Here is a 14,316-nt window from a genome sequence, read left to right on the forward strand (position 1 = left end):
CCGCCGGAAAGAGGGAGCGGCTAGACCGCGACCAGGTCGTCGGCGTGCACCACCGGCCGACGGGCATCCGGGGCCAACTCGGTGGTGGAATGGCCGATCATGGCGTCTAGCTCCGCGGCGTCGTAGCCGACCACGCCGCGGGCCACCACCGATCCGTCCGGGCCACACAGTTCGACCACGTCGCCGCCGTAGAACCTGCCCGAAACCGCAGTGATCCCGGCCGGCAGCAGGGAGCGGCGGCGTGCCAGCACCGCCTCGACAGCCCCGACGTCCAGCGTCAGCGTCCCGGCCGCGTCGGCGGCGTGGCGCACCCAGAACTTGCGTGCCGACAACCGTTGCGCCCGGGGCGCGAAGACGGTGCCCACCGATGCATCCGAGAGGGCGGCAGCGGCCTCACCGGCTGCGGCCAGCAACACCGGGACTCCCGCGTCGGCGGCCAGCAGTGCCGACGACAGCTTCGACACCATGCCGCCGGTGCCCAGGTGACTGCCCTCGCTGGCAATCACGTCGGCGAGATCATCCGGTCCGGACACCTCGGGAACCAGGCGGGCCGGGCCCTTGCGGGGATCGGAGTCGTAGAGGCCGTCGATGTCGGAGAGCAGCACCAGCGCATCGGCGCCCACCAGATGCGCCACCAGCGCCGAGAGCCGGTCGTTGTCGCCGAACCGGATCTCGCTGGTGGCGACCGTGTCGTTCTCGTTGACGATCGCGACCGCGTGCAACGCGCGCAACCGGTCCAGGGTGCGGGCCGCATTGGTGTGGGACACCCGCATCGAGACATCCTGCGCGGTCAGCAGCACCTGTCCGACGGTGCGGCCGAACCGGCCGAAGGCGGCACTCCAGGCATTGACCAGCGCCACCTGGCCCACACTGGCAGCGGCCTGTTTGGTGGCCAGATCGGTTGGCCGCCTCGTCAATCCCAGCGGCTCCAGGCCGGCGGCGATGGCCCCGGACGAGACGATCACCACGTCGGAACCGGCCTTCATCCGGGCTTCGATCGCCTCGGCGAGCCCGGCCAGCCGGGCCGCGTCGAACATGCCGGTCTCGGTGGTCAGCGCGGTGGTGCCGATCTTGACCACGACGCTGCGCGCGCTGCGAATCGCTTCGCGCGCACCGCCGCTGCGGCTCACGAGTCCTCCGAATGCTCTCGGCGCTGTTTGCGCGCCACCTTGCGCTCGGCGGCTCCGACCCGGTCGGTCTGCTCCACCCGAACGTCGGTGCCCCGACCAGACAACGGCATGTCCACCCCGGCCGGCGTGGCCGGCTCCCAGTCGAAGGTCATCTCCCCGATGGTCACCGCGCAGCCGGGTTTGGCGCCCCGCTTCAGCAGTGCGTCCTCGACCCCGAGTCGGGCGAGCCGGTCGCCCAGGTAGCCGACCGCTTCGTCGTTGTCGAAGTTGGTCTGGTGCACCCAGCGTTCGGGTTGTGTACCGCGCACAAGGAAACCGCCCTCGCCGTCGGATTCCACGGTGAACCCGGTCTCGCCCGCGCGCACGGGGCGGATGACCGGCCGGCGCGCCACCGGCTCCGGCTGTGCCGCACGGTATGCCGACACCATCTCGGCCAGCGCGAACGTCAACGGCCGCAAGCCCTCCCGGCTGGCGGTGGACACGCTGAATACCGGCCAGCCGCGGGCGGCCACCTCCTCGGAGATGAACTCGGCCATCTCCCGGGCATCCGGTACATCGATCTTGTTGAGCACCACTGCCCGCGGGCGCTCGGCCAGATCGCCCAGCGTCGAATCCCCTTGCAAGGTCGGGGTGTACGCGGCCAATTCGGTTTCCAGCGCGTCGATGTCGGAGATCGGGTCGCGACCCGGCTCCATGGTGGCGCAATCCACCACGTGCACCAGCACCGCACAGCGCTCGATGTGCCGCAGGAAGTCCAGACCCAGTCCACGACCAGCCGAGGCACCCGGAATCAGGCCGGGGACGTCGGCGACGGTGTAGGTCTGCTCGCCGGCGGAGACCACGCCCAGGTTGGGCGCCAGTGTGGTGAATGGGTAGTCCGCTATCTTCGGCTTGGCCGCCGAGATCACCGACACCAGCGAGGATTTCCCGGCCGACGGGAATCCGACCAGGCCGACGTCGGCGACGGTCTTGAGTTCGAGGGTGAGGTCGCGGGTTTCGCCCTTCTCCCCCAGCAACGCGAAGCCGGGCGCCTTGCGGGCGCGCGACACCAGTGCCGCGTTGCCCAACCCGCCGCGTCCGCCGGCGGCTGCCTCGAAGCGGGCACCCGTGCCTACCAGATCGGCCAGCAGCCGCCCGTGCTCGTCGAGCACGACGGTGCCATCGGGCACCTTGATCTCCAGGTCCGCACCGAAAGCGCCGTCCTTGTTGTTGCCCTGGCCCTGCTTGCCGGACGCCGCGTCGATGTGCGGCCGAAAGTGAAAGTCCAGCAGGGTGTGCACCTGGGGATCGACGACCAGCACGACGCTGCCGCCGCGACCGCCGTTACCACCGTCGGGACCACCGAGCGGCTTGAACTTCTCCCGGTGAATCGAGGCGCAGCCGTTGCCCCCGTCGCCGGCCCGCACATGGATGACAACGCGGTCGACGAACCGGGACATGGCGTTACTACCTATCCGGCGCGCAATGGCGCCCAGTTACGCCGGCGACTAGTCGCGGGCGACAGGCACGATGTTGATGAGCTTGCGGCCGCGCTTCACACCGAACTCGACCGCACCAGGTGCGGTGGCGAACAGGGTGTCGTCACCGCCGCGCCCGACGTTGACGCCGGGATGGAAATGAGTGCCGCGCTGGCGGACCAGGATCTCGCCGGCCTTGACAACCTGGCCGCCGAACCGCTTGACGCCAAGCCGCTGGGCATTTGAGTCGCGCCCGTTACGTGAGCTGGAAGCGCCCTTTTTGTGTGCCATCTCGCTGCCTCCTGCTGCTACTTGATTCCGGTGACCTTGAGCACGGTCAGCTGCTGACGGTGACCCTGCCGCTTGTGGTAGCCGGTCTTGTTCTTGAACTTGTGGATGCGGATCTTGGGGCCCTTGGTGTGCTCCAGGATCTCGCCGGTGACCGCGACCTTCGCCAGCTTGGCGGCGTCGGTGGTGACGGTGGCACCGTCCACGACCAGCGCGACCGGCAGCGAGACCGACGATCCCGGCTCGGACTCGATCTTCTCAACACCTTGTACTGCTTGCCGCCGGTTTTGACGATTGCGTACGTCGCCATCGTTGGTTTCTACCTCTGCTTCTCGGGCGCGCACGCCATCGGGACTTGCGCAGGTGTCTGGGGTTCTGTCCGCCGAGCTGTGGTTATTCCCGCCTGGCGACAACTGGTCAAGGGTACGTGACCAGCGGCTAAGGGGTCAAACCGGCACGACCTTAGATCGGTGGCCCGGCAGGTCGGGCCGCCGCACGCCGACGTCGGGGACGCTCGACCACCGCCAACGGCACCTCGGGCTCGTCAAAGTCCTCGGAATCCTCAGCATCGTCGGCGTCTTCGTCCTCATCGGACTCATCGGACTCATCGATGACATCCAGGTCGTCGTCGAAGTCTTCGTCGTCATCGTCGTCGAGATCGACTTCGTCGGCGTCTTCGTCGGCGTCTTCTTCGTCGTCGACGTCTTCATCGTCGGCGTCGTCATCGACCACGTCGGACTCCAGGTCATCCTGGGCGACCTCCTCGGTGCCTTCGTCGACCTGCTCGGTGAGGTTCACCAACCGCTCATCGACGTCGGGTGCAGTCTCGCCCTCGTCGTCCTCGTCGTCCTCGTGCCGGTCGGTGGCGGCAGCCATCGCCTTGAACATCGGGTGATCACCCGGGGTATGAACCGGAACCTTGGCGACCGCCGGTTCGTCGACCTTCGGCTTCTTCGAGCGCTTGCTGCGGCGGCTGCTGGTGCTGCCGCCCGATTCCGTCTTGCGTCCCGGCGCCGCCGAGTCCACCGGGTCGGCGTGCAGCACGATGCCGCGCCCCGCGCAGTGCTGACACGAGCTCGAGAACGCCTCGATCAGGCCGGTCCCCAGGCGCTTGCGGGTCAGCTGCACCAGACCCAGCGACGTCACCTCCGAAACCTGATGGCGGGTTCGGTCGCGACCCAGTGCCTCGGTCAGCCGACGCAGCACCAGGTCCCGGTTGGACTCCAGCACCATGTCGATGAAGTCGATGACGATGATGCCGCCAATGTCACGAAGGCGCAGCTGCCGGACGATCTCCTCGGCGGCCTCCAGATTGTTCTTGGTCACCGTCTCCTCGAGGTTGCCCCCGGAGCCGGTGAACTTGCCGGTATTGACGTCGACCACCGTCATCGCCTCGGTGCGGTCGATGACCAGCGTGCCGCCCGAAGGGAGCCAGACTTTGCGGTCCAGCGCCTTGGCCAGCTGCTCGTCGATGCGGTGCACGGCGAACACGTCCGGACCGGCCTGGCCCTCGGGGCCGGTGGGGGCCTGGTAGCGGGTCAGCTTAGGCACCAGTTCGGGCGCCACCGAACCGACGTAGTCGTTGATCGTGGCCCAGGCGTCATCACCGGAGACCACCAACTCGGAGAAGTCCTCGTTGAACAGGTCCCGAATCACCTTGACCAGCACGTCGGGCTCTTCGTAGAGCGCCACGGCGGCTCCGGCCGCTTTCCCCTTGGTCTCGACCGCGGTGGCCTCGATCTGGGTCCAGCGCTCCTGGAGGCGTTCCACGTCGGCGCGGATGTCTTCTTCTTTGACACCCTCAGACGCGGTGCGGATGATCACGCCGGCGTCGGCGGGCACCACCTCGCGCAGGATCTCCTTGAGCCGCTGACGCTCGGTGTCGGGCAGCTTGCGGCTGATCCCGGTCGACGACGCGCCCGGCACATACACCAGGTAGCGGCCGGCCAGCGACACCTGCGTGGTGAGCCGGGCGCCCTTGTGTCCGATGGGGTCCTTGCTGACCTGCACCACGACGTAGTCACCGGGTTTGAGCGCCTGTTCGATCTTGCGGTTGGCGCCGCCGAGCCCGGCAGCTTCCCAGTTCACCTCGCCGGCGTAGAGCACGCCGTTGCGGCCCCGGCCGATGTCGACGAAGGCGGCCTCCATCGACGGCAGCACGTTCTGGACAATGCCCAGGTAGACGTTGCCCACCAGGGAGGTCGATGCGGCCGACGTCACGAAGTGCTCGACCATCACGCCGTCTTCCAGCACGGCGATCTGGGTGTAGCGGGCGCCCTGGTGCGGCGGCTCGGTCCGGACCCGGTCACGGACCACCATCCGGCGTTCGACGGCCTCGCGGCGGGCCAGGAATTCGGCCTCGCTCAGGATCGGCGGGCGGCGGCGCCCGGCGTCGCGGCCGTCGCGGCGACGCTGACGTTTGGCCTCCAGCCGTGTCGAGCCGGTGATGCCCTGGATCTCGTCGTCACCGGTGCCGCGGTCGCTCTTGGCTGACCGGCTGGTCTTGGCGCGCGGAGCGTCCGTCCTTGCGACGACGGCGACGGCGACGGCGACGGCCGCCCGCGTCCTCGGCCGAACCGCCCTCCTCGTCGGTGGCGTCCTCGGCGTCCTCGGGGTCCCCGGCCTCCTCCGATTCCGCGGCGGAGCCGTCATCCTCGGTCTCGTCGTCATCGGCGTCGTCGGCTGCCGCACCCTCGGACCCGCGGCCCCGGCCACGACCACGACGACCACGGCGGCGGCGCCGGTTAGCCGGCCGGTCCCCGTTCTCGTCATCGGTGTCGGCGTCGGCACCGCCGAGGTCGTCGTCACCATAGTCGTCCGAGTCATCGTCGGTATCCACGCCGACGTCACGGGGCACCGCGCGCTCAAAAGCGACCGGCTGCGGCGCGACGAACAACGGCATGTAATCAGCCCGCACGGCGACCGGCTCCGGTGCCGTCTCCAGCAGCAGCCGGGACTCTGGCTCGTCGGGGACTTCGGCGGTTGCCTCGGCCCCGCCGGCCTCCTGGAACAACCCGCCGACAGCGGGTTCGGCGACCGAGTCCAGCAGGTCTCGGACCCGCACCGCCTCGACACGATCCACGCTGGAGTGGGCGCTGCGCGTCCGGCCGTCGAGCTCGGTTAGTGCATCCAGGACCCGCCGGCTGGTGGTGCCGAGAACCCGCGCCAGCGAGTGCACCCGCAGTCGATCGGGCAACTCTTCCTGCTCGCTCGGCGTTGCCGGTACCTCTGAGTCAGGGCCTTTAAAAAGAGAGGGGTCTGCCACGTACGTCTCCTCAAGCCCCCGGGCGCGTCGTTGCGACGCGGCCACGCGAGGACTTCTCGTTATGGGCCCGGCTCACTTCCCCGGGCTTGTGGTGGTCTCGCTCCGAGGGGCTCGGGTTGAACCGACTCGGTGCCTGGCTGAATGAGGATCGGCGATCGGCGCCGCATCACATATCGCGACCGTCGCACTCGCCGAAGTCTTCATTCGGGTGTCGGACACCGGTCCGGTGACGTTCACCCGTTAGTCAGTATCCCACACAATCCACAGGGGCCGGACGAAAGGCACTAACTTCCGGCGTCAGGCCAGGGTCATCGGGGTCGTCGGCGCCGACGGTTTCAGGTCGGGGAACCACAGTGCGATCTCACGCTCGGCCGACTCCGGCGAGTCCGAGCCGTGCACCAGGTTGAACTGGGTCTCCAGACCGAAGTCGCCGCGGATAGTGCCCGGAGTGGCCTTGGCCACCGGGTCGGTGCCGCCGGCCAGCTGCCGGAACGCCTCGATCGCGCGCGGCCCCTCGACCACGGCGGCGACCACGGGACCTGAGGTGATGAAGTCCAGCAGCGAAGCGAAGAACGCCTTGCCGTCGTGCTCGGCGTAGTGCTGCCGGGCCACGGCCTGCTGCACCGGCCGCAGTTCCAGGGCCGCCAACGTCAGGCCCTTCTTCTCGATGCGGTTGATGATCTCGCCCACCAGCCGACGGTTCACACCGTCCGGCTTGATCAGTACCAAAGTCCGCTCAGTCATGCAGCGCCGCTCCTCATCCCTCGTTCCGCCCTGCGTCATCGCCAGCGGCACGGGCGATAGCGTACCGGCCCGTTAGCCGGTTCCGTCACGAGCGTCGCAACACCACGGCACGGAAATAGGCGATCAGCGCCCACGCCGCGGTGAACACCAGGCCCATGATGCCCACGCCGGGATAAATCAAGAACCCGGCCACCAGCACCGGCTGCAGCGCCAGATTGGCCCAGATCGCCCAGCTGCGGCCCTGGATGCCGGCGAACAGCAGCAACACCAATGCCAGGCCGAGCAGATACGCCAGCGAGAACGGGGTCAGACCGCCGCCGACGACGCTGACCACCGGCAGGGCCAACAGCACCGTGATGGCTTCGAGGATCAGCGTCGCGGCCATCACGCCGCGAAAACCGCGCCACGGGTCGGGAACATCTGGCGGTTGGGTCATGCCGGGTCCTTCCCGAACAGCGAGCGAGCCGCACCGGCGGTGACCACCGATCCGGTGATCACGATGCCAGCTCCCGAAGCTTCTCCCTCGGAGTCGTATTCGTCGACCAGCGCCGTAGCGGTGTCGATCGCGTCTTCCAGCGTTTCGGTGGTGACCACCCGGTCGTCACCGAACCACCGTGCCGCTGCCACGGTTAGCGTCTCGACATCCAGCGCACGCGGAGAACCATTGTTGGTCACCACAATTCGATCGAACGCCGGCTCCAGCGCCGCCAGAATTCCATCCACATCCTTGTCACCCATCACGCTGACCACACCGATCAGGTACCGGAAGTCGAAATCCTCGGCCAGGGCCTGGGCCAGCACGGCGGCACCGGCCGGGTTGTGCGCGGCGTCGATGAACACCGTGGGCGAACTGCGCATCCGCTCCAGCCGGCCGGGGCTGCGCACAGCGGCGAAGCCTGCCCGAACGGTCTCGATATCGAGCTGACGCTCGGCGCCGGCGCCGAAGAACGCCTCCACCGCCGCCAGCGCCAGCACTGCGTTGTGGGCCTGGTGCTCGCCGTGCAACGGCAGAAAGATGTCGGAGTACACCCCGCCCAGGCCCTGTAGTTCCAGCACCTGCCCGCCAACCGCGAGTTGGCGACTGCGCACCGCGAACTCCGAGGTCTCCCGCGCCACCGCGGCGTCGGCGCGCACCGACTGCGCCAGCAACACCTCCATCACCTCGGGTACCTGGCGGGCGATCACCGCCACGGTGTCGACCAGTTCGTCCGACGAGCGATGAATGATGCCGGCCTTCTCCGCAGCGATCCCGGCGATGTCGTCACCGAGATAGTCGACGTGGTCGATGCCGATCGGGGTGATCACGGCGACCGGAGCATCCACGACGTTGGTGGCGTCCCAGCGACCGCCCATGCCGACTTCCACAATGGCGACATCGACTGGGGCGTCGGCGAACGCCGCGAACGCCATCCCGGTGAGCACCTCGAACTTGCTCATCGCCGGTCCCCCGTCAGCCTGCGAGGACGCATCGACCATCTGCACGAAGGGCTCGATCTCGGCGTAGGTCTCCACATACCGCGCCGGGCTGATCGGCTGGCCGTCGATCGCAATGCGCTCGACCGCCGACTGCAGATGCGGGCTGGTGGTGCGCCCGGTACGGCGGCTGAACGCGGTCAGCAGCGCGTCGATCATCCGTACCACCGAGGTTTTGCCGTTGGTGCCGGCGACGTGGATGGACGGATAGCTGCGCTGCGGCGAGCCGAGCAGTTCCAGCAGCGCGTTGATGCGGGTCAGGCTCGGTTCGATCTTGGTCTCGCCCCAACGCTGATCTAGCAGGTGCTCAACCTGGAGCAGTGCCGCGATCTCGTCCGGGGTGGGCTCCGTGGTGCCGATCGGCTGATCGGTCACGTCAGGCCTGCCAGACGCGCGGTGATCCGCTCCACCTCGTCGCTGGCCAACTGCTGGCGACCGCGGATCTTGTCGACCACCGCATCGGGCGCCTTGGCCAGGAACGCCTCATTGCCCAGTTTCGCCGAGGTGGTCTCGAACTCCTTGCGCGCGGTGGCCAGGTCTTTCTCCAGCCGTCGGCGCTCGGCTTCGACGTCGACGGTGCCGGAGGTGTCCAGTTCGACAACGACGGTGCCGTGCCCCAAGCGCACCTCCACGGTGGCCGACGGCGCGAAGTCCTCCCCCGGCTCGGTCAGCCAAGCCTGGGAGGTAACCGCTGCCACCTGGGTGGCCAGGTCGGCATCGTCGATGCCGGTCAACCGGGCCGGAACCTTCTGCCGGTCACGCAGCCCCTGGTCGCTGCGGAATCGGCGCACTTCGGTCACCAGCTTCTGCATATCGGTGATCCGTTGCGCGGCAACCTTATCCAGTGCCATGCCCGACGATTCCGGCCAGTCCGCGATCACCAGCGACTCCGCGCCGGTGAGCTCCTGCCACAGCGTCTCGGTGACGAACGGGATCACCGGGTGCAACAGTCGCAACAGGTTGTCCAGCACCGCGGCCAGCACGGCGGTGGTGTGGGTCAGCCCCTGCCCCAGCTGGGTCTTGGCCAACTCCACGTACCAGTCGCAGAACTCGTCCCAGGCGAAGTGGTACAGCGCCTCACAGGCCCGACCGAACTCGTAGCCCTCGAACGCCGAATCCACTTCGGCACGAACCTCTTCCAGGCGCCCCAGGATCCAGCGGTCGGCGTCGGTCAGCTGCTCGGTCGCCGGCAGCGGCGCCGGCGCGGCGCCGTTCATCAGCGCGAACCGGGTCGCGTTGAACAGCTTGGTGACGAAGTTGCGGGACGCGCGAGCGTGGTCCTCGCCGATCGACAAGTCACTGCCGGGGCTGGCGCCGCGGGCCAGGGTGAACCGCAGGGCGTCGGCGCCGAACGTCTCCACCCAGTCCAGCGGGTCGATCCCGTTGCCGCGCGACTTACTCATCTTGCGGCCGTGCTCGTCGCGGATCAGACCGTGCAGGAACACGTTGCGGAACGGAACTTTGGCGTCGGGCAGCGCGGCATCGCCTCCGACGAAGGTGCCGAACATCATCATCCGGGCCACCCAGAAGAACAGGATGTCGTAGCCGGTCACCAAAACGCTTGTCGGATAGAACTTCTCCAGCTCCGGGGTGGCGTCCGGCCAGCCCATCGTGGAGAACGGCCACAACGCCGAGGAGAACCAGGTGTCCAGCACGTCGGGGTCCTGCTCCCAGCCCTCCGGCGGGGTCTCATCTGGGCCGACGCAGACCTTTTCACCGTTGGGCCCGTGCCAGATCGGGATGCGGTGGCCCCACCAGAGCTGGCGGGAGATGCACCAGTCGTGCATGTCGTCGACCCAGCCGAACCAGCGCGGCTCCAGGCTCTTCGGGTGAATGACGGTGTCGCCGTCTCGGACCGCGTCTCCGGCGGCCTTGGCCAGCGAGGAGACGTCGACCCACCACTGCATGGACAGCCGCGGTTCGATGACCTCGCCGCTGCGCTCGGAATGCCCGACGCTGTGCAGGTAGGGCCGCTTCTCGGCGACGATGCGGCCTTGCGCGGCCAGCGCTTCGCGCACCGCGACCCGTGCCTCGAAACGGTCCATACCGTCGAACTGTGTTCCGGTGCCGGTGATCCGGGCGCGTTTGTCCAGGATCGTCGGCATCTCCAGCTGGTGGCGCAGACCGATCTCGAAGTCATTGGGATCGTGGGCGGGGGTGACTTTGACCGCGCCGGTGCCGAACTCAGGATCGACGTGGGCGTCGGCCACCACAGCGATCTGACGGTCCAAGAAAGGGTGCGGCAGTGAGCTACCCACCAGGTCGCGGTACCGGTCGTCGTCGGGGTGCACCGCGATCGCGGTGTCGCCGAGCATGGTCTCCAGTCGGGTGGTGGCCACCACGATATGGGGCTCGGCGTCATCGAGTGAGCCGTAGCGGAACGACACCAGCTCGCCCTCAATGTCGTCGTACTTGACCTCGAGGTCGCTGATCGCGGTCTCCAGCACGGGCGACCAGTTGACCAGTCGTTCGGCCTGGTAGATCAACCCAGTGTCGTAGAGCCGCTTGAAGATGGTGCGGACCGCCCGCGACAGGCCCTCGTCCATGGTGAAGCGTTCACGGCTCCAGTCCACCCCGTCGCCGAGCCGGCGCATCTGGCTCCCGATGGTGCCGCCGGACTCCCGCTTCCAGTCCCACACCTTCTCGATGAACAGCTCACGGCCGAAGTCTTCCTTGGTTTTGCCGTCGACGGCGAGTTGGCGTTCCACCACGCTCTGGGTGGCGATGCCGGCGTGGTCCATGCCCGGCAGCCACAACACCTCGTAGCCCTGCATCCGCTTGCGACGGGTCAGCACGTCCATCAGGGTGTGGTCGAGCGCATGGCCCATGTGCAGGCTGCCGGTGACGTTCGGCGGGGGCAGCACGATCGAGTAGCCGGGCTTATCGCTGGTGGGATCCGCGGTGAAGTAGCCGGCATCCACCCAACGCTGGTAGATCGCGTCCTCGACCGCACCCGGCTCCCATGACTTGGGCAGGTGATCGGTGTTGGCGGCGTTGGGAATGTCAGTCACCGGTCAATTCTAGGAATACCTGCCGAGCAGTCGCGAAAGCCCCCGAATCCGCCGCGATTCGGGGGCTTTGACGACTGCTCACGCAGGTAGGGCTACTTCTTGCCGCCGAGCAGACCGCCGAGGATGTCGCCGATGGCGCCGCCGGTCTTGCCGCCGATCATGTTGCCCAGGATGCTGCCCATCGACTGGTTCTTGGCGGCGCCGCCACCGGACATGCCGCCCAGGATGCTGCCCAGGACGTCACCGAGGCCGCCACCGGAAGCCTGCTCGTGGGCCGGCTCGGCCTTCTGACCGGTCAGTTGCTTGCCGATGTAGGCGAGCACGATCGGCGCGATGATCGGCAACAGCTTCTGCAGCAGCTCGTTGTTGCCTGCGCCGGCACCCGACAGCGCCGAGGCGACCTGGCTGGTGTCGTTGCCGCCGAAGATGGTGGAAATCACCTGTTGGCCTTGAGACTGGCTGGCGCCCAGCGCGTTGTCCAGCAGTCCCTGGGCCGCGAAGGTGGCGGCGGTGTTGACGATGCTGTCCGCCTGGCCCGGGTCTTGGGCGTGCTCGCTCAACCCGCCGACCAGTACCGGCACCAGGGTACGAATGGTGCTGTCCACTTCACCCGAGTCGGCGCCGAGCTGGTTGGCGATGTCCTGGATGGGGATCTGAGCGAAGAGATCGTCGAGGCCGGCCATGAGATTCCACCTTCGTTGCTGGGTGCTGCTACGGGCAGCGGTCGAAAACGACACTAGCGGAAAGATCAGTGGCCGGCACCGAACAATGTGAGCCCGATCAGCGCAGTCGGGAGACCTCTAGCGTCACTCCCGCCGCAGGCAGTCTGGTCAGCAGCACATCGCCCATCGCGGCCGCCGGGGTGAGCACACCGTAGCGGTCCGGCAGAGCGTCGCGGTCCAGTGCCAGCGCCAGCGCGCACTCGCCCAGCAGCACCGAGGTGGCTTGGTAGCCGGGGTCACCCCGCTGCGCCATGTCCGCCCGGTAGCGAGCTCCGCTGCTGGTGGTCGTGTAGGTCTCAATGCGGTAGTAGCCGTTCTCGCGGCGGCTGCGGCTGGGGCCGGTACCCGGTTTGGGCAACACCCGTTCCAGCCAGCCGGCCGGCACCAGCCGCAACAAGTTGCCGCCGACCGCGAAGGTCGCCTTGCCCATCCCAGTGGCCAGTCCCGACAGCGCGGGCGCCGCGGCCGACGAGCCGACGCTCATGTGCTCGGAGTAGCGGAAACGACGCCCGTAGGCCCAGTCCAGCAGTCCGTTGCTGCGCCGCACGATCCGGGTGTTGACGGGCGCCATAGCGAAGCCTGCGGTCCATATTCCGTCCAGTTCCGGTGCGATATCGCGGCCCCGCCGCCAGGACAGGTCCGGCTCGGGGCCCAATCGGGGTTCGGCGGACCGATCTGAGCTCAGCGTGTAGGGATCAAACAGCTGGCGTCGGGCCTTCGGGTCGTCGGCTGCGGCGCTCAGGACCTCGATCATCGTCGCGAGGGTGCCACCGGACGCCCCACCGGAGGCTCCCCGCATCACGAAATCGGTGTCAAGCAGGTCGCCGGCGCCATCGTCGCGGGCCGCCCGATACAGGGCGTACACACTCATGTCCGACGGAAGGGAGTCGAAACCGCAGGCGTGCACGATTCGGGCCCGGTTTTCGGCGGCCTGCTTGTGGTAGTGATCGATGCTCTCCCGCACGAACAGGGTCTCGCCGGTGAGGTCGACGTAATCGGTGCCCGCCGCGGCGCAGGCCGCGACCAGGGGCATTCCATAACGGAGGTAGGGGCCGACGGTGGTGATCACCACCCGGGCGCGGGCCGCCATCGCCTCCAGGGTTGCGGGCTGGTCGGCGTCGGCCACCACGATCGGCCAGTCTTGGGCTCGCGATCCGAGACCGTCGCGGACCTCGCGCAACCGTTCCGCCGAGCGGCCGGCCAGCCCGATCCGGGCTTCGCCGCCGGCGCGGGCCAAGTACTGGGCGGTCAGCTTCCCTGCGAAACCGGTGGCTCCATAGAGGATGAGGTCGAGTTCACGGGGCGTGTCAGGCACGCGCCCGACGCTACTCGCCGGCCGGGGCCCATTACGGGCGGCGACGGCGGCGGGCTGCCCGCCCGCCGCCGTCGATAGCGCTAGAGAGATGTTCAGCCGCGACGGCCGCACACCGGCCAGGCACCGATGCCCTGACTCCGCAGAACGTTCTCGGCAACCCGGATCTGCTCGGAACGGCTGGCATTGTGCGGCATGCCGCTGCCGCCGTTGGCCCGCCAGGTGCCGGCGTTGAACTGCAGTCCGCCGTAGTAACCGTTGCCGGTGTTGATCGACCAGTTGCCGCCCGACTCGCAGGCCGCGATGGCGTCCCAGTTGACGCTGTCCGCCTTGGCGGTGGCGTCGGACAGGGCGATCGCGCCGGTGATCAGGGCGCCGGCGATCGCGGCCAGGGTCAGGGGCTTGCGGACGTTCTTCAACATCGTTCCTTTCGCAGTGCGCGCGTCGAAGTGCGCCCACGGCAGGTGGGGCGACATGCCTGGGATCCAGGCGGGAGTGGTCTTCGAGACGTGCCGTCTAGGTCAGGCACGACAGCGGGGGCAGATCGCCCGCCGGGATGGCACCCGGCACCGCGGAGGCGTTTGAGGGGCCGCCCGCGGCCCCGCTCACACGCGGTTCCGTCGATTCAATTTGTTTGCCCCGCATTAGGGCGAGAGGAAACTTACGAAACGTTCATACGACAAGTCCAACCGCATGACGCGACTATTTCGAACAGATAACGAAACCATCACGCCGGCGCCAGGAATGGTTGTAGCAGGTCAGCGCCCGCTTTGGGCGTCCTGCCGACACGGCAGCGTGCGCCGGCGAGCGTGAGTCAGATCACCAGGTTTTTGTGGGCTGGACCACTGGAAATGAGGAGATTTGAAGTCGGCCTGCCGTCCGCCGTGCCGCAAATCGCCCGCTACAGGGGCCTC

General features: G+C 68.0%; 10 protein-coding genes and 2 pseudogenes. All 12 read right to left on the reverse strand.

The window, feature by feature from the left end; genetic code table 11:
• Positions 1–20: 20 nt before the first annotated feature.
• A complete protein-coding gene (gene proB / locus BN4346_RS39695; protein ID WP_067974596.1) occupies positions 21–1,130 on the reverse strand; it encodes a glutamate 5-kinase in 1,110 nt (369 codons plus the stop codon).
• Complete coding sequence (gene obgE / locus BN4346_RS39700) at positions 1,127–2,569, reverse strand: GTPase ObgE (RefSeq protein ID WP_067974599.1); 1,443 nt, start codon at positions 2,567–2,569, stop codon at positions 1,127–1,129. Before obgE ends, proB begins: the two co-directional genes overlap by 4 nt.
• A 48-nt stretch (positions 2,570–2,617) precedes the next feature.
• Entirely contained in the window at positions 2,618–2,878 is a 261-nt protein-coding gene (rpmA, locus tag BN4346_RS39705; protein ID WP_024440772.1) for a 50S ribosomal protein L27, read from the reverse strand.
• 17 nt (positions 2,879–2,895) lie between these two features.
• Positions 2,896–3,185, reverse strand: a pseudogene (gene rplU, locus BN4346_RS39710) (50S ribosomal protein L21).
• A gap of 152 nt (positions 3,186–3,337) precedes the next feature.
• Positions 3,338–6,140 (reverse strand): annotated as a pseudogene (locus tag BN4346_RS39715) (Rne/Rng family ribonuclease).
• Positions 6,141–6,437: 297 nt separating this feature from the next.
• Positions 6,438–6,884 carry a nucleoside-diphosphate kinase gene (ndk, locus tag BN4346_RS39720; protein ID WP_067975041.1) on the reverse strand — a complete coding sequence of 149 codons (447 nt, stop codon included), beginning with the start codon at positions 6,882–6,884 and terminating at the stop codon, positions 6,438–6,440.
• Positions 6,885–6,969: 85 nt separating this feature from the next.
• A complete protein-coding gene (locus BN4346_RS39725; RefSeq protein WP_067974601.1) occupies positions 6,970–7,320 on the reverse strand; it encodes a DUF4233 domain-containing protein in 351 nt (116 codons plus the stop codon).
• Positions 7,317–8,732 (reverse strand): bifunctional tetrahydrofolate synthase/dihydrofolate synthase, encoded by a 1,416-nt coding sequence (folC, locus tag BN4346_RS39730; protein WP_067974604.1) that lies wholly within the window; start codon positions 8,730–8,732, stop codon positions 7,317–7,319. Before folC ends, BN4346_RS39725 begins: the two co-directional genes overlap by 4 nt.
• A complete protein-coding gene (locus tag BN4346_RS39735; protein ID WP_067974607.1) occupies positions 8,729–11,368 on the reverse strand; it encodes a valine--tRNA ligase in 2,640 nt (879 codons plus the stop codon). Before BN4346_RS39735 ends, folC begins: the two co-directional genes overlap by 4 nt.
• 92 nt (positions 11,369–11,460) lie before the next feature.
• Complete coding sequence (locus BN4346_RS39740; protein WP_067974609.1) at positions 11,461–12,051, reverse strand: DUF937 domain-containing protein; 591 nt, start codon at positions 12,049–12,051, stop codon at positions 11,461–11,463.
• A gap of 97 nt (positions 12,052–12,148) precedes the next feature.
• Entirely contained in the window at positions 12,149–13,405 is a 1,257-nt protein-coding gene (locus BN4346_RS39745) for a saccharopine dehydrogenase family protein (protein WP_067974612.1), read from the reverse strand.
• Positions 13,406–13,497: 92 nt separating this feature from the next.
• Positions 13,498–13,821: a transglycosylase family protein gene (locus BN4346_RS39750; RefSeq protein WP_208863295.1), complete on the reverse strand. Its 324-nt coding sequence runs from the start codon at positions 13,819–13,821 to the stop codon at positions 13,498–13,500.
• Between the last annotated feature and the right edge of the window lie 495 nt (positions 13,822–14,316).

The sequence above is a fragment of the Mycolicibacter icosiumassiliensis genome, assembly GCF_900078685.2.
Lineage (GTDB): Bacteria > Actinomycetota > Actinomycetes > Mycobacteriales > Mycobacteriaceae > Mycobacterium > Mycobacterium icosiumassiliensis.

Bases quoted from the DNA above. Each gene is read 5' to 3' on its own strand.
- rpmA (WP_024440772.1), bottom strand. From the start codon at position 2,878: ATGGCACACAAAAAGGGCGCTTCCAGCTCACGTAACGGGCGCGACTCA.
- BN4346_RS39725 (WP_067974601.1), bottom strand. From the start codon at position 7,320: ATGACCCAACCGCCAGATGTTCCCGACCCGTGGCGCGGTTTTCGCGGC.
- ndk (WP_067975041.1), bottom strand. From the start codon at position 6,884: ATGACTGAGCGGACTTTGGTACTGATCAAGCCGGACGGTGTGAACCGT.
- obgE (WP_067974599.1), bottom strand. From the start codon at position 2,569: ATGTCCCGGTTCGTCGACCGCGTTGTCATCCATGTGCGGGCCGGCGAC.
- BN4346_RS39740 (WP_067974609.1), bottom strand. From the start codon at position 12,051: ATGGCCGGCCTCGACGATCTCTTCGCTCAGATCCCCATCCAGGACATC.